The organism is Roseateles saccharophilus, from assembly GCF_004342485.1.
Classification (GTDB): Bacteria; Pseudomonadota; Gammaproteobacteria; order Burkholderiales; family Burkholderiaceae_C; genus Pelomonas; species Pelomonas saccharophila.
In genome coordinates, this window is sequence record NZ_SMBU01000035.1 from 1 (window position 1) to 16,725 (window position 16,725).

The following is a 16,725-nucleotide window of genomic DNA, read 5'->3' on the forward strand; positions in this document are numbered from 1 at the left end:
GTTGCGGGTCCCGTCCAAACCTTCGCGGGACAACAGCTTCTGCTCAACCTCGAATAGCTTGGGACTGCGAGCCCAAATCTACGCGGGACGTAACAGCAGGTGTTCGATCGTGGCATCTTCGGCTGAGCCGGCATCATGTGATTGCGGGGGCAGGTGTGGTCCGCCGGCCGCGCCACTTTTTCGTTCACCGCCTCGAGCCGGAACTTCTCGTGATTGGTCGTGTACTGCACGACGCAATGGAGTTGGCACACAACATGGACCCGGAAGCTTCCTGACAATGGCCACGGCGCGCCTTGGCTGCCCACGAAATCGCTTCACGACTGGAATGGAGCCTGCCGCCCGGTCGCATGAAAGCCGCCCCTGGCGAACGACCGGTCATGGCCGTTGGCCTGAACAGACCGACCCGCCAGCGAGTCGCTCGCGACGCGCATAGGGGGCGCACGACGCGAATCCACAGCTGACGCCGATTGAGATAGCGTGGGCGCCAATTCCACGTGAAGTCGAACATGAATCTTCTCATTGGCCGCCTGGCGCTCCTGATCATGACTGCAGTGGCGCTTGCAGGATGCGCGAGGGTCGCCAATGGCCCTCTCACGCTGGCGAGGACGCCGGCGAATGTCAGCGCAGACAACGCCAAGGTTTGCGATGCGTTTGCATTCGGGGCTGTTGCCGATGGCCATGCCAAGGACACTGTGGCGCTGCAGAAGGCCATCGACACCTGCTCCGCCGCTGGCGGCGGCGTTGTGCTTCTGTCACGGGGGACATTCCTGTCTGGGACGATCACGCTGCACAGCCACATGACGCTACGCATCGCGACCGGAGCCACGCTGCTGGGGAGCCGTGACGACGAGGACTACCCGACGCAGCATCCGCCGACCGTCAACACGCAGCTCTCCGAATGCCAGCGAGCGCTGATCTATGCGGAAGGTGCCGATCACGTACGCATCGACGGAGGCGGCACGATCGACGGCAATGCCGACATCGACAAGTGGCGCGGCATGTCACGCCCGGAGCGCCAACGCCCGATGGCGATCTTCACGACGCTGTCCACCAATGTGGCCATCGAGGACGTCACGGTACGCAATGCAGCAACGTGGGCCGTGGTCAACCTGGAGGTCGAGCATCTGGTCATTCGCGGCATTGCCATCGATTCGCCCCTTGGCCCGACGCACGATGGTATCGACGTGGTCGATGGGCGTGACGTGCTGATCGAGAACGTCACGGTGACCGCCGGTGACGACGGAATCTGCCTCAAGAGCGGCAGCCGCAAGGGGCTCCAGGATGTCACGGTGCGCCACGCTCGTATCCTGGGCGCCGGCGTGGCCAATGGCCTCAAGCTGGGTACCGCGACGGTTGGCGCGATGCGCCACATCCTGTTTGAGGATGTATCGATCGCGAATGCACAGGCCGCCGCCATGGCCGTGGAATCGGTCGACGGTGCAGAGGTCTCGGACGTCACTTTCCGCCGGATCACAGCACACGATGTTGGCACGCCCTTCTTCGTTCTCCTGGGCGCACGCGGCAAGGCGCCGGTCGGCGCCATCCACGACATCCGATTCGAGACGATCCGGGGCGATCAACTGCGCTATCCCTGGGGCTCACTGTTGAGTGGTCTGCCGGCAGATGCCACCGGCGAGCATGACCTCAAGGGGATCACCTTCAAGGACATCGCGATCACCTACGCCGGCGTGGGCGCAGCCACTGGGCCACGCGTGTTCGGCAGCGATGACAGCGAAATGGCCCGCTTCCCGTACTACGCAGGCGGCTATCCGGACCCGAAGTTCATATTCGCGACGCCGACCGCCAAGTATGAAGCGATCGATTACGCGTTGCCCGGCTGGGCGTTTTTCGTGCGCCATGCACGCGGCGTCCGCTTCGAGGACTGTCGCATCGCGCTCAACGGTGACGATCGCCGCTCCGCCCTGGCAGTCAAGGACGCCGAGATTGGTGGCAGCTGCGAGGCTGTTTCAAGCAAGGCGGCGGCGGAGTGAGAGGTCAAGCCTGCTGACCACTCGCCCAAGCTGATCAGCATCGGGGCGTCAAGCGTGACCGCCCCGGGCCGTGACCACGAGTTCGAGATCGTCGCTGATAGTTGCCGGTCGAGTCTGTCGCGCCGGAACGACCGGTTCACCGTCACCGGTACTGCCGGTCTCGACCCGTTGCGGCCATTCGCCTACACAAGATCGATGACCTGGAAGCGGTCAATTGCGGTCCGACACGGCTGACCAATTGACATTCGCCTTCCACAAGCTAGTGCCTTGCTTTCCAACCGGCGAATCGCATCCAGCCTTTTCTAACGCTTCGGAGTAGCCCTTCCGGATCGAGGAATAGAACGCGTCAAATTCCGCCGAAAGAACTTCATCTGACTTTCCAGGACTCCGCTCCTTGATGACCTGCCTCGACCTTACCGTGACCGACAGAAGGTTCTGCGCGAACTTTGCCCTTTCTTCCTCACTCGGGCTGAGACACTTTTGGGCAGCGACTTCGGACACAACGAAGTAGCTCATGATTTTCGTAATGTCTGGGGCTCCTTGTTGGGCACCTGCTACCGAGACGAGCGAGGCCATGACGACGAGGGAGACAAGTAGGCGCACGGATGCTCCTTGGGATGAGAAAGGTGTCATTTATTGAGTTCAGCCGTAGCAGCACGCGGCGGCTTCGGGGCTCAACTTGCTAACGCAATTTCGCGTGCTGCTAAAACTGGGGCGCAACGGTACACGCGCTGCCAGCCTACCTGAGAGCGGTCGTTGGTGGCCGCCCGCTTCTGGCCGGGACCCGTCTGTCGGTCCCGGCAGCCAGGCTCACGGTGTCGGACACATCACGGTCATTGCTGCGCGATGTTGATGGCGGCGGCTACGGCAGGTTGCGGTGTGGCAGCTGGCGCCGGCGCCGTGGTCTGACCGACGGCGACCCGAACGGCCGCTGTTCGGTGCCGCGGATCTCCGCACCCGACCCTCAGCAGAAGTCCATTTGTTCGGTTTCGATGCCGCACAGCAGACATTGGCACGCGACCGCACAGGCCCGTCGAATTCTGGCGCGTCTTCGACTTGCAGCTCTCGCCGATCCCCGAAGGCTAAATGCGCTTCTTTGAACGCATCCGCGCGCAAGCTTGGGCGCCGCTGTTACCCCATTCACGACTACTTTGGCTTGCGTGGTTGTGCCGAGGGGCTGAAGAGCAGGCGCGGCGCATGCACTGCAAGAGCATCTGGCCCATATGAACGTCCCGATGGATGCCTACGACAACATACAAATACTTGTATGATTGCGATATGCCAACCCCGAAACCTGTTGCGTTCCGAGGCAGCGCCCTCGACGACCTGCGGGCCTTTCCGCTGGCTGCTCGACGCGACGCCGGCCACCAGTTGGACCAAGTGCAGCGCGGTCAAGAGCCTGACGACTGGAAGCCCATGCCGACCGTGGGTACGGGGGTGAAGGAGATTCGCATTCGGGACGAGGCCGGCGCGTTCCGTGTGTTGTACGTGGCGAAGTTCGCCGACGCGGTCTACGTGCTCCACTGCTTTCAGAAGAAGACGCAGAAGACCACCAAGACCGATCTGGACCTTGCCGTCAAGCGGTACCGCGACCTGTTGAAGGAGTTGGGGCAATGAGCAAGCAACGGTTTGCGAGCGTTTGGGACGCGATCGAGGACACGCCCGAGGAAGCGGAGAACATGAAGCTGCGCTCGGCGCTGATGACGGCGCTGAAGAATCACATCACTCGTAGCGAAATGAGTCAAGCCGAAGCGGCGAGGGTGTTCGGTGTCACGCAGCCGCGGGTGTCCGACCTGATGCGCGGCAAAATCAACCTGTTCGGCCTGGATGCACTGGTGAACATGGCGGCGGCCGCTGGCATGCATATCGAGATGCGCGTCCTCGAACCGAACTGAGGCGTGCACGTCGCCCGCGCGACTGGAAGCACCCTTCGCACACCGCCATGCAACGCCTAGGTCGCGCCTTGAGCTTCATTGGTTGCAAGGGTGCGGGCCGATGTTGACGCCGCCGGGTTGGTCGGTCGATTGCACACCTCAAACCAGCCCTTCGCGACCGACTGGAACTGGCCGAGACTGACATTTCACCAGGACGCCATAAAGCTGGCACTCGGCGGGTGTTGTTTGTCCCGCGGCGCCGATGCGCGGCGCAGGCAAGGCGGCTTGTCAACGGCTCGAAGGAGTTCAGCATCGCCACCGAGTCCGCCAACGTCCTCTGGCGGGCAGGGGCTCCACCTCGGCTTCTCGTTGATCGAACGGCTCGGCACCTGATTGGTCCGAGAATCTTCAGCGGCGGTCCGAATCACCTCGGATCGACTCACACAACACCTGTCAGCGCGAAGTTTTTTCCGGCCTTCCCCCAGCGCTGCCAGCCAACATAGGGCCGAGAAGCTGAGGGACAGCCAAGCATGAATGTGTTTTCGAACGGGACGCTGTCGACGTACTGGTCCGCCCCAGAGATCTCAGCGAACCTGCTGATCTTCTTGAACCTCGCCGGTGCCTTGGCGCTGGGCCTGATCGTGGGCTACGAGCGCACCTACCAAGGCCGGGCCATCGGCATGCGTACCTATGGCCTGGTCTGCATGGCATCCGCCGCCTTGACGGTCTTCGCAGGCTACCCCGCCCTCTGGTACGGCGGCCACGCCGGCTTGGCGCTCAACCCGGATCCGACGCGCGTCGTGCAAGGCATCGTCACGGGCGTCGGCTTCCTCGGAGCCGGCGTGATCATGAAGGATGGTCTCAACATCCGGGGGCTGACGACCGCGGCGTCCGTATGGTCGTCCAGCGTGATCGGCGTGCTGGTCGGGGTCGGCTTCTATGGCGCTGCCATCTTGCTCGCGGGTCTCTCCACGGTGTGCATGCTTTGGGTCCACAAGCTGGAGCGCTGGTTGCCATCGCGTTCGGGAATCTCCGTGAGCATTCAATTCTGCAAGGGTGTCGTCCCGCGCGAGGAGACGCTGCGTCAGCTCGCGGCCGAGCGCGGCTACGAGATCGTCGACGGCTCGCTGTCGATCAACATGCATGCCGGAATGACCGAATGGCATTTCATTGCCATTGCGCTGGACGCACATTCGAAGTCATCGATGCCCGAGCTTGCCCACCTGATCGGCACCTACGCCGGCGTCGACAGCTACCAGCTGGCGCATTGCCGCAATTGACCTGGCGCGCTTGAGGCGGCGCGACTTTCTGACGGCCCGGGCTTCGAAGCTCAATGCTGTGGGCCCGTCGGATCCTGGTGGTGTCGTGCCTGCCTGGTCCACGGTCAGCAGGGGGGCAGTTTCACGTCGCGCCGGTTGTTGAACGCATCAGGCCGTGCAGCGCGACCCCGCTGTCGTTGCCAACACCGGCTTGCGCGCTGCGGCCGGCGTCCACACCGTCAACGCCAGTCCCATGCCCACCAGCGCCGCCCCCAGGATCTCCGTCGCATGCGGCGCCTCACCCATCACTGCCCGCACGGCGATGACGGACACCGGCACCATGTTCAGGAACAGCGTCCCCATCGGCGCGCCGAGCTTCTTCACGCCGGCATTGAAGGCGAGCACGGCGGCCACGGTGGGCACGAGGGCGATGTAGGCGAGCTTCGGGCTCAGGGCCTGCACCAGCTCGAAGGACGGGGCCTGGGCCCAGCCGACGAGGGTGGCGAGTCCGGCCACGACGGCCAGCCAGGGCAGGGCAGCGATGGCCGTCAGCGCGGCGTATTCCAGCGGGCTGTGGTCGGGCAGCTTGGCCATGGACCGGGTGTAGAGCACCCAGCCCAGCGTGCCGGCCAGCGTGTTGGCGTCGCCCAGCAGCGTGCGGGCGTTGACCTCGCCGGCATGGCCGAGCAGGTTGGCCACGGTCGCGACACCGGCCAAGGCCAGGGTTGCGCCGGCAATGGCGCGCAGCGGCGGGCGTTGGCCGTCCAGCGCCCAGCGCAGGGCCAGGGTCGTGAAGGGCATGGTGGCCATGATGACGGAGCCGTGCGAGGGTAGCGACAGCCTCAGGCCGTGGAAGACCATGATGCTGAACAGGCCGTAGCCGGCCACGCCGACGAGGCTGTGGCGCAGCGCGTGGCGGCGCAGCTTGGCCCAGGGGTGCTCGCCGGCGAACTGCACGAGCAGGGCCAGCACCGCGGTGGCCAGCACATAGCGCAGCAAGGTAAACCAGACCGGGTCGAGCCGGGCGACGACGGGTTTGCCGATCAGGAAGAGGCTGCCCCAGGCCGTGGTGGCAAACAGCAGGGCGGCGATGGCGCGAGGGGTGGAGGCGGTGGTCATGGAGGGCTCCAGACGAACTTTTCGGATGAGCGGACTTTGGGCGTCGCGCGCCAAACCATCCATTCGTTTCGGCGGACCGCCCCGTTCGGAAAATCCACACCCGCCATGGCCCCGGGCTGCGCAGAATGCCGGCCATGGAGATCTACCAGCTCAAGACCTTCGTCGCCGTGGCGACCGAAGGCAATCTCACGCGCGCGGCGGAGCGCGTGTTCACGAGCCCGCCGGCCGTCAGCGCCCAGCTCAAGGCGCTGGAGGACGAGTTCGGCGTGAAGCTGTTCGAGCGCAGCGCCCGCGGCATGGCTCTGACCGCCGCCGGCGAGCGCCTGCTGGCCGAGGCGCGCCGCACGCTGGCCGCGGCCCAGGGCATGCAGGCGGCGGCGGCGCAGATCCGCGGCGAGGCGCGCGGCCAGGTGCGCATGGCCACGGTCAGCGACGCCGTCGCGCTGCGCCTGGGCGAGGTCTTCGTGCACCTGGCCGAGCACCACCCGGGCGTGCAGCTGCAATTGCAGCAACTGGTGTCGCTGCGTGCCATCGCCGCCGTGCGCCGCGGCGAGCTGGACTGCGCCTGCGTGCTGCACGAGCAGCCGCAGATCGAGGGCCTGGAGCTGAGGCGGTTGCAGGCCACCGAGATCGTGCCCGTCGTGCCGCAACGCCTGCTGCTGGGCGGTGGCCTGCCGCCGGACCTGGCAGGCCTGGCGGCGCTGCCCTGGATCACCACGCCGCCGGACTGTGGCCTGCGCATTCACCAAGAGAGGCTGTTCAGTCAGGCCGGCGCGGTGCTGGAGGTGGGGCTGCAGGCCGACACCGAGGTGGCGGTGCGCAGCATGGTTGCAGCCGGCATGGGGGCCGGCATGGTCCGGCGCGACCAGGCAGCGCTGATGGAAGAGGCCGGCCAGGCGCGCATCTGGGCGGGTTGGTCGGCGCCGACCTGGTTCTGCTGGATCAGCAGCCCGGCGGCGCTGGCGGTGCCCGCCGTGGCGGCCGTGCGCGATGCGGTGGCGCTGACCTGGGTTTGAGGTGTGCGGCCTCGAATATGTCGATCCATCGCCTGGAAATCGACATTTCCAGGCGTCATGTCGAGTGGATAGACATAACAAGTTGAAATGTCGATTCAATCTGCGGTTGTCGACATATGGCCAGTACCCATCCAGTCCTGCGATGAAGGTCGCCGCAGGCTTTCTGCGAACGACTAATAGACCTGCGCCTCCCATGGCAGCCGCGCGTTGCCAACAGGCGCCTGGCAAGTTCGGGGAGCCGCCAGCCTGAGTTCGCTCTCGACAAGCCGTGCCGGCTGGATCGAACGCTGTGTCCTGACGAAACATGCCTAAGCAAAAAATACCAACAAAATCATCAACTTGGACCTCAATTCCAGATAGCAAACAAAAAAGTTTGCTAACCGATAGCCGTTGCGAAGCCCGCTCGCGAAGAGGCTCGTCCCAAGCCGCCTGAAAAGGCCATCGGCCCTGCGCGTGCACGTCTCGAGTCGCTCGAAAGATATGCCTTGGAGAAGCTCGTGCGGTCGTTGCACCTTGAGGCGTCTCGCAAGGGCATCGGCCTGCTGCGCGAGCACAAGCTGGGCCGCGAAAAAATTGTCCTCAACCCCGCCTTCATCGAGCTGCTGAAGCAGGATTGAGCTTGGCGCGTCACAGCCCTGTCATGCAGCCGCAGCAGCTGCGGCGCACACTCGCGCCATGGCCTATGCCCTGATCCTCGGCACCGAACGCTTCCATTTCGCTGACCTGCGTACCCTGCTCGCCAAGGCCAGCCCGCGCCGCTCGGGCGATGAGCTGGCGGGCGTGGCCGCCGCGAATGCCCGCGAGCGCGTGGCGGCCCAGCTGGCCCTGGCCGACCTGCCGCTCAAGGCCTTCCTGAACGAGGCCGTCGTGCCCTACGAAGCGGACGAGGTCACGCGGCTCATCGTCGACACGCATGACGCCGCCGCCTTCGCGCCTGTTTCGCATCTCACCGTCGGCGGCCTGCGCGATGCGCTGCTGGCCGAGGCGGTCGAGCCGGCCGACATCGCCGCCGGTCTCACGCCCGAGATGGCGGCCGCCGTCAGCAAGCTCTGCCGCGTGCAGGACCTGATGCTGATCGCGTCGCGCTGCGAGGTGGTGACGCAGTTCCGCAGCACGTTGGGCCTGCGCGGGCGGCTGGCCACGCGGCTGCAGCCCAACCACCCGACCGACGACGAGGCCGGCATTGCCGCCAGCCTGCTCGACGGCCTGCTGATGGGCGCGGGCGACGCGGTCATCGGCATCAACCCCGCGACCGACAACCTGCCCCAGGTCATGCGCCTCGTGCAGATGCTGGATGCCGTCATCGCCCGGCATGAGATCCCGACGCAGAGCTGCGTGCTGACGCATGTGACGACGACGCTGGAAGCGATGAACCGCGGCGCGCCGGTGGACCTGATCTTCCAGTCCATCGCCGGCACCGAGGGCGCCAACCGCGGCTTCGGCGTCACGCTGGCGCTGCTGGAGGAGGCGCGGCAGGCCGCGCTGGCGCTCAAGCGCGGCGGCCGCCAGGTCATGTATTTCGAGACGGGCCAGGGCAGTGCGCTGTCCAGCGGCGCCCACCATGGCTGCGACCAGCAGACGCTGGAATGCCGCGCCTATGCGGTGGCGCGGCGCTTCGAGCCGCTGCTGGTGAACAGCGTCGTCGGCTTCATCGGGCCGGAATACCTCTTCGACGGCAAGCAGATCCTGCGCGCGGGCCTGGAGGACCACTGCGCGGCCAAGTTGCTGGGCCTGCCGATGGGCGTGGACGTCTGCTTCACCAACCATGCCGAGGCCGATGTCGACGATGTCGACAGCCTGCTGACCCTGCTGTGCGCGGCGGGCTGCAACTACATCATGGGCGTGCCGGGTTCGGACGACATCATGCTGGGCTACCAGAGCACGAGCTTTCATGACGCGCTGGCGATGCGGCGCCTGCTGGGCTTGCGGCCGGCGCCCGAGTTCGAGGCCTGGTTGCAGCGCATGGGTGTGTTCGCGCCCGATGCGCCGCGGCTGGCGGACGGCGGCCTGCCGGCGCGCTTTGCCGCGCTGCTGGAGCCGGGGCCTTGAAGCCGCCCGTCACCGCGCAGCCCTGGGCCAGCCTGCGCCGCTACACGGCCGCGCGCATCGGCCTGGGCCGTGCCGGGGCCAGCCTGCCCACCGCCGCGCACCTGGCCTTCCAGCACGCCCATGCCGAGGCGCGCGACGCCGTGCATGCGGCCCTGGATGCGGACACGCTGCTGGCCGGCCTGCGCGCATTGGGCGAGGCGCCGCTGCGGGTGCACAGCCGCGCGCCGGACCGTGCGACCTATCTGCAGCGGCCCGACCTGGGGCGTCGGCTCGACGAGGCCGGCGCGCAGGCGCTGGCGGCACGGCGGGTGCCCGCGGCCGACCTCGCCTTCGTCCTGGCCGACGGCCTCTCGGCGCTGGCCCTGCAGCGCCAGGCCCTGCCGCTGTTCGCCGCGCTGCGCGAGCGCCTGCGGGCCGAGGGCGGCTGGACCTGGGCGCCGCCCGTCGTCGCGACCCAGGCCCGCGTGGCCCTGGGCGACGAGGTCGGCGCGTTGCTGAACGCGCGCTGCGTCGTCGTGCTGATCGGAGAGCGGCCGGGCCTGTCGGCGCCGGACAGCCTCGGCGTGTATTTCAGCTGGGCGCCGCGCGTCGGCCTCGTCGACGCCGAGCGCAACTGCCTCTCCAATGTGCGCCCCGAGGGCCTGGCACCCATGGCCGCCGCGGCCAAGCTGCATGCGCTGCTGCGCGAGGCGCGAACGCGCCAGCTCAGCGGTGTCGCGTTGAAGGACGAGCAGGACGAACGCGCCGTCGCGGCGCTGCCGGCGCCGCTGATGCGGCGACTGGTTTCCTAGTCCTCGTCTAGGCTGATCAGCCCTTCGCGGATCGCCCACTTCACGACCGCGGCGATGTCGTGCAGGCCGAGCTTCTTCATCAGCCGGCTGCGATAGGTGTCCACCGACTTCGGCGACAGGTGCAGGGCCTCGCCGATGGCGTTGCTGGTCTGGCCCTGGGCCACCATCAGCAGGATTTGGTGTTCGCGCGGCGACAGCGCGTCCTCGTCGGCGTGGGGCTCGGCGCTGGCCGGCGCCGAGGCGGCGAACTCGGCCGCCTGCGGGCTCAGGAAGCGCCGCCCTGCGGCCACGGCCTCGACGGCCTGCAGCAGCTCGCTGCCGGCCGAGCCCTTGAGCAGATAGCCGCAGGCGCCCAGGCGCAACGCTTCGGCGACGTGGCGCGGCTGGTCGGACATGGTCAGCACGATGACGCGCAGCTTCAGGCCGCGGCGCTGGAACTCGGCCAGCAGCTCGAAGCCCGAGCGCTGGCCCAGACGCAGGTCCAGCAGCACGACGTCGGGCCGCAGGCGCGCGAGATCAGCCAGGGCCGGCGTCGGGTCGGCGGCTTCGCCGACGACCTCGTGGCCGGCCGCCTCCAGCACGAGGCGCAGGCCGTCGCGCATGATGGCGTGGTCGTCGATCAGGTAGATGCGGCTCATCGACGCAGCCTTGGGCCTGCTGCCGGACCCGCCGAGCGGGAGCGAGCTTGCCTGGGGCGGCCCGGCGCGGCGCTCATGTCCCCTCGCGCGGGACACCCTCCGGTCGTCGACTCGCAGCACATGGCGCCTCCCCAGCGTCGCAGGCCTCCTGGGCCCAGCTCAGCGTGATTGTCGTGCCATGGCCGAGGGCGCCGTCGATGCGCAGCGCGGCGCCGATGGCATGGGCGCGCTCGCGCATGCCGATCAGCCCGAGGTGGCCGGGGCGGCCGACATGGGTGTCGGTGGCCATGCCGATGCCGTCGTCCTCCACGCGCAGCTCAAGGCCGGCGGCATTGCCGCTCAGACGCACCCCGATGTGGTGGGCCGCGGCGTGGCTGAGCGCATTGATGAGGGCCTCGCGGGCGATCATGAAGGTGGCGTACTCGACGTCGGCGGACCAGCGCTGCGACCTGGCTTCGGCGGAGGTCTGCAGGCCGACCTCGGCCGCATCCTTCTCGACATGGTGCTGGCGGATCTCGTTGTCCAGCGCGGCGGCCAGGCCCAGCTCGTCGAGCAGCGGCGGGCGCAGGTCCGACAGCACGCTGCGGATCTGCCGGTTGGCCTGCACGACGAGGCTGGTGATGCGTTCGTCCATGCCGGCCCGCTGGGCGCCGGGCGCGCCGCGGTAGGCCTCCCAGTGCAGCCGCAGCGCGGCCAGGGTCTGGCCGAGCTCGTCGTGCAGGCCCTGGGCGAGCTTGCGGCTGGTCTGCTTCTCCTGCTCGAGCAGGCGGCGGTTGAGCTGGGCCAGCTCGTCGCGCGCCGTCTCGATGAGGCGCTCCTGGGCGACGCGCTCGGTCACGTCGCGCAGGATGGCGGTCAGCGCGACCTGGCCGTTCGCGACGGCCTGCGAGATCGAGGCCTCCAGCTCGAGCATGCGGCCGTCGGCCCGCAGGCCCTGCACCCGCCCGACACCCATGCTGCGCTGGGTCACGCCGGACTGGGCGAAGCGGCTGATCAGGGCTGGGTGGCCGGCGCGCACCGCCACGGGCAGCAGCCGGTCCATCGGCCCGCCCAGCATCAGTGCGGCCGGGTGGCCGAAGATGCGCTCGGCGGCCGGGTTGAAAAGGGTGATGAGGCCGTCGCCGTTGATGCTGATGACGGCATCGCTGGCGCCATCGACGATGGCCGCGAGCGCCTTGTGGGCGTCGTGCAGGTTGTCGGCGCCGCCTGCCCGCGCGGCGGAGCCGGGGTGCGCCGCCGAACGCCGGGTCAGCCGCGCTGCTCGCTTCATGCGGCCATTCTGGCGCCGCGGCCCTCCAGGCGGAACACCCGCACCGCCTGCGTCACCAGTTCGGCCTGGTGGGCCAGGGACAGGGCCGAGGCCGACAGCTCCTCCACCAGGGCCGAGTTCTGCTGCGTGATGCCGTCGATGCTGGCGACGCTGCCGTTGACCTCGCCGATGCCGCCGCTCTGCTGCTCCACGGCCGTGCTGATGCGGCCGATGAGCTCGTTCATCTGCGCTACCGCCGTCTCGGCCTGGCGGGCGGAGCGGCCGGTCTCGGCGACGATGCGGGCGCCTTCCTCGACGCGCGCGCGCGCGTTCTCGGCCAGGTTCTTGATCTCCTGCGCGGCCTCGCGGGTGCGCCCGGCCAATGTGCGCACCTCGGCGGCCACCACCGCGAAGCCGCGACCCGAGTCGCCCGCGCGCGCCGCCTCGACGGCCGCGTTCAGCGCCAGGATATTGGTCTGGAAGGAGATGCCGTCGATGACGCCGACGATCTCGTTGATGCGGGTCGAGGTCTCGCGCACCGCCTCCATGCTGGCGCTGGCGGCCTCGCTGGTGACGCCGGTCTGGTGGGCAGCGCTGGCCGTGTCGTGGGCCAGGTCGCGCGCCTTGACGGCGCCGTCGGCCGTGTGGCGCACGGTGGCGGCCACCTGCTCCAGCGCCGCGGCGGCCTGCTGCAGGCTGCCGGCCTGGGTCTCGGTGCGCTCACCCAGGTCGCGCCCGCCGGCGGCGATCTCGGAGCAGGCCAGATGCACGCCGTCCACCTCGCGCCGCACATCGCCGACGACGGCCTGCAGGTTCACGGTCAGCTGGGCCAGCGCGCGCATCAGCCGGCCCTGGGCGTCGGCGCGGGTCGACTGCAGGTTCTGCGTCAGGTCGCCCGAGGCCAGGCGCTCGGCGGCCAGGGCGGCTTCGAGCAGGGCCTTGTCGCTGCGGCGGTGCAGCCAGGCCAGCAGCGGCAGCGTCGTCAACGCGGCGGCGCCGGCGACGGCCAGCACCGGGCTCAGCGCCAGCGAGCCGGCCGCGGCCAGGGCCAGCGCGGCGCTCAGCGCGCCGCTGCCCAGCAGCACGCCGCCCTGCGCCCACAGCCCGGCCTGGCGCCGCAGCCGCGTCGCCAGCCCGGCCAGGCCGGCGCGCTGCAGGGCGCCCCGGTGCAGCCGCGTCGCCAGCCGCGCGCTCTTGCCGCCACCGGCGGCGCGGTATTCCTCGCGCATCTGCGCGTACAGGCTTTCGGCGGCCTGCACCTCGGCGCGGCTGGGCTTGGTGCGCACCGACATATAGCCGCAGATGCCGCCGGCGTCGCGCACCGGCGTCACGTTGGCGCGCACCCAGTAGAAGCCGCCGTCCCTGCGGCGGTTCTTGACCAGCGCCGTCCAGGGCTCGCCGGCCTTCAGCGTGGCCCACATGTCGCGGAAGGTCTCGGCCGGCATGTCGGGGTGGCGGATCATGTTGTGGGGCTCGCCCACCAGCTCCTCGCGGGTGAAGCCGCTGGCGGCAATGAAGGCCGGGTTGCAGTAGGTGATGCGGCTGTGCAGGTCGGTCGTGGACACGAGGGGCGTGTCGCTGCTGATCTCGTATTCCTGCTGGTTCACCGGTCCGTTGTCACGCATGGCTTACCTCCTATTTACTGGCCATGACCTTGACTTTCGCTCAGCCGCGGCGCCGGCGCCATCGGGCCCGTGTAGGGGATTCTTGACAGCCGCGGCCGCGGACAGGGGCCCGGTGGGTCAGCGATTGGCCTGCACCGTCGTGTAGCTGTTGATCAGGTTGCGGTAGTCCGGGATGTGGTTCGCGAACAGCGTGCCCAGGCCCTCGATGTCGTTGCGCCAGTCGCGATGCAGCTCGCAGGCCACGCCGAACCAGCTCAGCAGCTGGGCGCCGGCCGTGCTCATGCGGTCCCAGGCGGCCTGGCGCGTCACGGCGTCGAAGGTGCCCGAGGCGTCGGTGACGACGAAGACCTCGTAGCCCTCGGCCAGCGCCGACAGCGCGGGGAAGGCGACGCAGACCTCGGTCACGATGCCGGCGATGATGAGCTGCTTCCTGCCGGTCGCCTTGACGGCCTTGACGAAGTCCTCGTTGTCCCAGGCGTTGATCTGGCCGGGGCGGGCGATGTAGGGGGCCTCGGGGAAGCCCTGCTTCAACTCCGTCATCAGCGGGCCGTTGGGCCCGTTCTCGAAGCTCGTGGTCAGGATGGTCGGCAGCTTGAAGTAGCGGGCCAGGTCGGCCAGGGCCAGCACGTTGTTGCGGAACTTGTCGGGTTCGATGTCGCGGACGAGGGAGGACAGGCCGGCCTGGTGGTCGACCAGCAGCACGGCGGCGTTGTTCTTGTCGAGACGGGCGTAGGGCTTGGACATGGTGGATTTCCTTTCTGGGGAGAGTGGACGCGGTTGGGAGGTGGCCGCGGTGCGGCCTCAGCGGATCGCGTCCTGGACCGCTTGCAGGGAACAGTCGTAGGCGTGCACGAAGGCCGACAGCGCCGCGTCGTCGCCGAGGCGCAGCGCGCCGATGCCGATGCTGTTGGTGTCGCCGTCGAGGCGGGCGCCGACGGGCGGCACCTTGCCTTCGACCAGCTCCAGCAGCGCGCAGGCGCCGGCGGCGTCGCAGGCTGCGAACATCCCCGAGCCCGGCTGGGCCAGGACCACGGTCGTCAGGGTCTGCATGTCGGTCTCCGTTTCATGGATTGCGGGCCGGGCCCGCAGGTGGGGGAGGCGCCGCCGGTTTGCGGCGGCGCCTTGGGGGTCAGGCCGGCTGGGCCGCCGCCAGCTGCTGCGGCGGGATGCGCCCGAAGCGGCCGCTGCGGAAGTCGTCGTAGGCCTGCTCGATCTGCTCGGCGCTGTTCATGACGAAGGGGCCATGGCCGACCAGGGGCTCGGCGATGGGCTCGCCGCTGAGCAGCAGCACCGTCGCGCCGTCGTTGGCTTCCAGGCGCACGCGGCGGCCGCCGCGGTCGAGCAGGGCCATCGTGGCCTCGCGGACGACCTCGGCATCGTTCACCAGCACCGTGCCGCGCAGCACGACGACGGCCACGTTGCGCCCCTCGGGCAGGTCGAGGTCGACGGCCTTGCCGGCGTCCAGCCTCAGGTCCCACATGTCGATGGGCGTGAAGGTGCGCGCCGGGCCGCGGTGGCCCAGGTAGTCGCCTGCGATGACACGCAGCGAGCCCGCTTCGCCGGGCAGGGCGACGACCGGGATGTCGGTGCTCGTCAGCGTCTGGTAGCGCGGCGCGGTCATCTTGTCCTTGGCGGGCAGGTTGACCCACAGCTGCACCATCTCCAGCGTGCCGCCCTGGCGGGCGAAGTCCTGCGAATGGAACTCCTCGTGCAGGATGCCGCTGCCGGCGGTCATCCACTGCACGTCGCCGGGGCCGATGCGCCCGCCCGCGCCGGTGGAGTCACGGTGTTCGACCTCGCCCTGGTAGACGACGGTCACCGTCTCGAAGCCGCGGTGCGGATGCTCGCCGACGCCGCGCCGGCGCTGGCCGGGCCCGAAGGTGGCCGGGCCGGCGTAGTCCAGCAGCAGGAAGGGGCTGGCGTGCTGGCCCAGCGTGCCGTAGGAGAACAGGCTGCGCACCGGAAAGCCGTCGCCGACCCAGTGCTGGTTGCGGTTGCCGTAGATGCCGAGAACCTTCTTCATCTCACACTCCTTGTCGAGGCGGGGGCGTCCTGCCCCCGGCGTGAAATAAATGTAGGTTTCGAGCCAATGCTTCGGTAGAGCCTAATATTGCGCTTCATCGTTCTGAAAATAGAACAATGGAGCGTCGCCATGCAGGACCTGAACGACCTGAAGTACTTCGCCCATGTGGTCGACCACGGCGGCTTCGCGCCCGCCGCCCGCGCGCTGGGCCTGCCCAAGTCCAAGCTGAGCCGGCGCGTCGCCCAGCTCGAGGACAGGCTGGGCGTGCGCCTGATCCAGCGCTCGACGCGGCGCTTCTCGGTCACCGACATCGGCAGCCACTACTACCGGCACTGCAAGGCGATGCTGGTCGAGGCGCAGGCGGCCGAGGAGGCCGTCGAGCAGGTGTCGGGCGAGCCGCGCGGCGTCGTGCGCATGAGCTGCCCGGTCGCGCTGCTGCACGCCCGCGTGGCCGCGATGGTCGTGGAGTTCATGGCGCTGAACCCGCAGGTCGAGGTCCATCTGGCGGGCCTCAACCGGCCGGTCGATCTGGTCGCGGAGGGCTATGACATCGCCATCCGTGCGCGCATGCCACCGCTGGAGGACAGCAGCCTCGTGATGCGCGAGCTCGCGCAGCGCGACTGGGTGCTCGTCGCCAGCCCCGTCTTCTGCAAACAGCATCCGCTGCCCGCCGTGCCGGCCGACCTGGACCGCCTGCCCAGCCTGGGTGTCGGCCTGGGCGAGCGTGAGCACCGCTGGCAGCTGATCGGCCCGCAAGGGGTGACGGCGGCGATCGCCTATCGGCCGCGCCTGGTCAGCGACGACATGCATTCACTGCGTGCCGCCGCCGTGGCGGGCCTGGGCGTCGTGCAGCTGCCGGCCATGATCCTGATGGACGAGCTGCGCAGCGGGCAACTGGTGCGGCTGCTGCCCGACTGGTGCTCGAAGGGCGCCGTCGTCCACGCGGTCTTCCCGTCCCGGCGCGGCCTGCTGCCCGCCGTGCGTGGCCTCATCGACTTCCTGGCGCAGCGCTTCGCCGAGCTTCCGGAGGAATAGGCCGCGCAAACAAAAGGCCCGCAACGGCTGGCGTTGCGGGCCTTGTGAGGTGCCGA

At 68.6% G+C, this 16,725-nt stretch carries 17 protein-coding genes; 9 read left to right on the plus strand and 8 right to left on the minus strand.

Annotated elements, in window-relative coordinates; all coding sequences use genetic code 11:
• The first annotated feature begins 506 nt into the window (after positions 1-506).
• Positions 507-1,991, plus strand: coding sequence for a glycoside hydrolase family 28 protein (locus tag EV671_RS21305; protein WP_132575555.1), 1,485 nt, complete (start codon positions 507-509; stop codon positions 1,989-1,991).
• Positions 1,992-2,201: 210 nt separating this feature from the next.
• Here EV671_RS21305 and EV671_RS21310 read toward each other — a convergent pair whose 3' ends face one another.
• On the minus strand, positions 2,202-2,507 hold the full coding sequence (locus EV671_RS21310; protein ID WP_207911218.1) for a hypothetical protein: 306 nt from the start codon (positions 2,505-2,507) through the stop codon (positions 2,202-2,204).
• Positions 2,508-3,269: 762 nt separating this feature from the next.
• Here EV671_RS21310 and EV671_RS21315 point away from each other — a divergent pair.
• The 3 genes from EV671_RS21315 to EV671_RS21325 all read left to right on the plus strand — a co-directional run bounded on the left by EV671_RS21315 (position 3,270) and on the right by EV671_RS21325 (position 5,145).
• The gene (locus EV671_RS21315; protein WP_132575559.1) at positions 3,270-3,608 is read left to right on the plus strand and encodes a type II toxin-antitoxin system RelE/ParE family toxin; all 339 of its coding nucleotides are present in this window, start codon (positions 3,270-3,272) and stop codon (positions 3,606-3,608) included.
• The gene (locus EV671_RS21320) at positions 3,605-3,886 is read left to right on the plus strand and encodes a helix-turn-helix domain-containing protein (RefSeq protein WP_132575561.1); all 282 of its coding nucleotides are present in this window, start codon (positions 3,605-3,607) and stop codon (positions 3,884-3,886) included. Before EV671_RS21315 ends, EV671_RS21320 begins: the two co-directional genes overlap by 4 nt.
• A 509-nt stretch (positions 3,887-4,395) precedes the next feature.
• The gene (locus tag EV671_RS21325; protein ID WP_132575563.1) at positions 4,396-5,145 is read left to right on the plus strand and encodes an MgtC/SapB family protein; all 750 of its coding nucleotides are present in this window, start codon (positions 4,396-4,398) and stop codon (positions 5,143-5,145) included.
• A gap of 147 nt (positions 5,146-5,292) precedes the next feature.
• On the opposite strand, the gene EV671_RS21330 is transcribed toward EV671_RS21325, so the two are convergent.
• Entirely contained in the window at positions 5,293-6,243 is a 951-nt protein-coding gene (locus tag EV671_RS21330) for a DMT family transporter (protein ID WP_165917668.1), read from the minus strand.
• 134 nt (positions 6,244-6,377) lie between these two features.
• Between EV671_RS21330 and EV671_RS21335 the strand changes: the two genes are divergently transcribed.
• From EV671_RS21335 to eutC, 4 genes are all read left to right on the plus strand, one after another.
• Positions 6,378-7,259 carry a LysR family transcriptional regulator gene (locus EV671_RS21335; protein ID WP_132575567.1) on the plus strand — a complete coding sequence of 294 codons (882 nt, stop codon included), beginning with the start codon at positions 6,378-6,380 and terminating at the stop codon, positions 7,257-7,259.
• A gap of 485 nt (positions 7,260-7,744) precedes the next feature.
• Positions 7,745-7,876 carry a hypothetical protein gene (locus EV671_RS27825; RefSeq protein WP_277592445.1) on the plus strand — a complete coding sequence of 44 codons (132 nt, stop codon included), beginning with the start codon at positions 7,745-7,747 and terminating at the stop codon, positions 7,874-7,876.
• Between the two features lie 58 nt (positions 7,877-7,934).
• The gene (locus EV671_RS21345) at positions 7,935-9,308 is read left to right on the plus strand and encodes an ethanolamine ammonia-lyase subunit EutB (RefSeq protein ID WP_132575569.1); all 1,374 of its coding nucleotides are present in this window, start codon (positions 7,935-7,937) and stop codon (positions 9,306-9,308) included.
• Complete coding sequence (gene eutC, locus EV671_RS21350; RefSeq protein ID WP_132575571.1) at positions 9,305-10,099, plus strand: ethanolamine ammonia-lyase subunit EutC; 795 nt, start codon at positions 9,305-9,307, stop codon at positions 10,097-10,099. Before EV671_RS21345 ends, eutC begins: the two co-directional genes overlap by 4 nt.
• Here eutC and EV671_RS21355 read toward each other — a convergent pair.
• The 6 genes from EV671_RS21355 to EV671_RS21380 all read right to left on the minus strand — a co-directional run bounded on the left by EV671_RS21355 (position 10,096) and on the right by EV671_RS21380 (position 15,634).
• On the minus strand, positions 10,096-10,737 hold the full coding sequence (locus EV671_RS21355) for a response regulator (protein ID WP_132575573.1): 642 nt from the start codon (positions 10,735-10,737) through the stop codon (positions 10,096-10,098). The two genes, eutC and EV671_RS21355, sit on opposite strands and share 4 nt — an antisense overlap.
• Positions 10,738-10,810: 73 nt before the next feature.
• A complete protein-coding gene (locus EV671_RS21360; protein WP_132575575.1) occupies positions 10,811-12,007 on the minus strand; it encodes a PAS domain-containing sensor histidine kinase in 1,197 nt (398 codons plus the stop codon).
• A complete protein-coding gene (locus tag EV671_RS21365) occupies positions 12,004-13,611 on the minus strand; it encodes a methyl-accepting chemotaxis protein (protein ID WP_132575577.1) in 1,608 nt (535 codons plus the stop codon). The genes EV671_RS21360 and EV671_RS21365 overlap by 4 nt, the downstream gene beginning before the upstream one ends.
• A 117-nt stretch (positions 13,612-13,728) precedes the next feature.
• Complete coding sequence (gene ycaC / locus EV671_RS21370) at positions 13,729-14,355, minus strand: isochorismate family cysteine hydrolase YcaC (RefSeq protein ID WP_132575579.1); 627 nt, start codon at positions 14,353-14,355, stop codon at positions 13,729-13,731.
• A gap of 57 nt (positions 14,356-14,412) precedes the next feature.
• Positions 14,413-14,661 (minus strand): hypothetical protein, encoded by a 249-nt coding sequence (locus EV671_RS21375; RefSeq protein ID WP_132575582.1) that lies wholly within the window; start codon positions 14,659-14,661, stop codon positions 14,413-14,415.
• Positions 14,662-14,740: 79 nt separating this feature from the next.
• Complete coding sequence (locus EV671_RS21380; RefSeq protein ID WP_132575584.1) at positions 14,741-15,634, minus strand: pirin family protein; 894 nt, start codon at positions 15,632-15,634, stop codon at positions 14,741-14,743.
• A gap of 129 nt (positions 15,635-15,763) precedes the next feature.
• Between EV671_RS21380 and EV671_RS21385 the strand changes: the two genes are divergently transcribed.
• A complete protein-coding gene (locus EV671_RS21385) occupies positions 15,764-16,669 on the plus strand; it encodes a LysR family transcriptional regulator (protein ID WP_132575586.1) in 906 nt (301 codons plus the stop codon).
• Positions 16,670-16,725: the final 56 nt, after the last annotated feature.

Bases quoted from the DNA above. Each gene is read 5' to 3' on its own strand.
- EV671_RS21305 (WP_132575555.1), top strand. From the start codon at position 507: ATGAATCTTCTCATTGGCCGCCTGGCGCTCCTGATCATGACTGCAGTG.
- EV671_RS21310 (WP_207911218.1), bottom strand. From the start codon at position 2,507: ATGAGCTACTTCGTTGTGTCCGAAGTCGCTGCCCAAAAGTGTCTCAGC.
- EV671_RS21315 (WP_132575559.1), top strand. From the start codon at position 3,270: ATGCCAACCCCGAAACCTGTTGCGTTCCGAGGCAGCGCCCTCGACGAC.
- EV671_RS21320 (WP_132575561.1), top strand. From the start codon at position 3,605: ATGAGCAAGCAACGGTTTGCGAGCGTTTGGGACGCGATCGAGGACACG.
- EV671_RS21325 (WP_132575563.1), top strand. From the start codon at position 4,396: ATGAATGTGTTTTCGAACGGGACGCTGTCGACGTACTGGTCCGCCCCA.
- EV671_RS21330 (WP_165917668.1), bottom strand. From the start codon at position 6,243: ATGACCACCGCCTCCACCCCTCGCGCCATCGCCGCCCTGCTGTTTGCC.
- EV671_RS21335 (WP_132575567.1), top strand. From the start codon at position 6,378: ATGGAGATCTACCAGCTCAAGACCTTCGTCGCCGTGGCGACCGAAGGC.
- EV671_RS21345 (WP_132575569.1), top strand. From the start codon at position 7,935: ATGGCCTATGCCCTGATCCTCGGCACCGAACGCTTCCATTTCGCTGAC.
- EV671_RS21355 (WP_132575573.1), bottom strand. From the start codon at position 10,737: ATGAGCCGCATCTACCTGATCGACGACCACGCCATCATGCGCGACGGC.
- EV671_RS21360 (WP_132575575.1), bottom strand. From the start codon at position 12,007: ATGAAGCGAGCAGCGCGGCTGACCCGGCGTTCGGCGGCGCACCCCGGC.
- EV671_RS21365 (WP_132575577.1), bottom strand. From the start codon at position 13,611: ATGCGTGACAACGGACCGGTGAACCAGCAGGAATACGAGATCAGCAGC.
- ycaC (WP_132575579.1), bottom strand. From the start codon at position 14,355: ATGTCCAAGCCCTACGCCCGTCTCGACAAGAACAACGCCGCCGTGCTG.
- EV671_RS21375 (WP_132575582.1), bottom strand. From the start codon at position 14,661: ATGCAGACCCTGACGACCGTGGTCCTGGCCCAGCCGGGCTCGGGGATG.
- EV671_RS21380 (WP_132575584.1), bottom strand. From the start codon at position 15,634: ATGAAGAAGGTTCTCGGCATCTACGGCAACCGCAACCAGCACTGGGTC.
- EV671_RS21385 (WP_132575586.1), top strand. From the start codon at position 15,764: ATGCAGGACCTGAACGACCTGAAGTACTTCGCCCATGTGGTCGACCAC.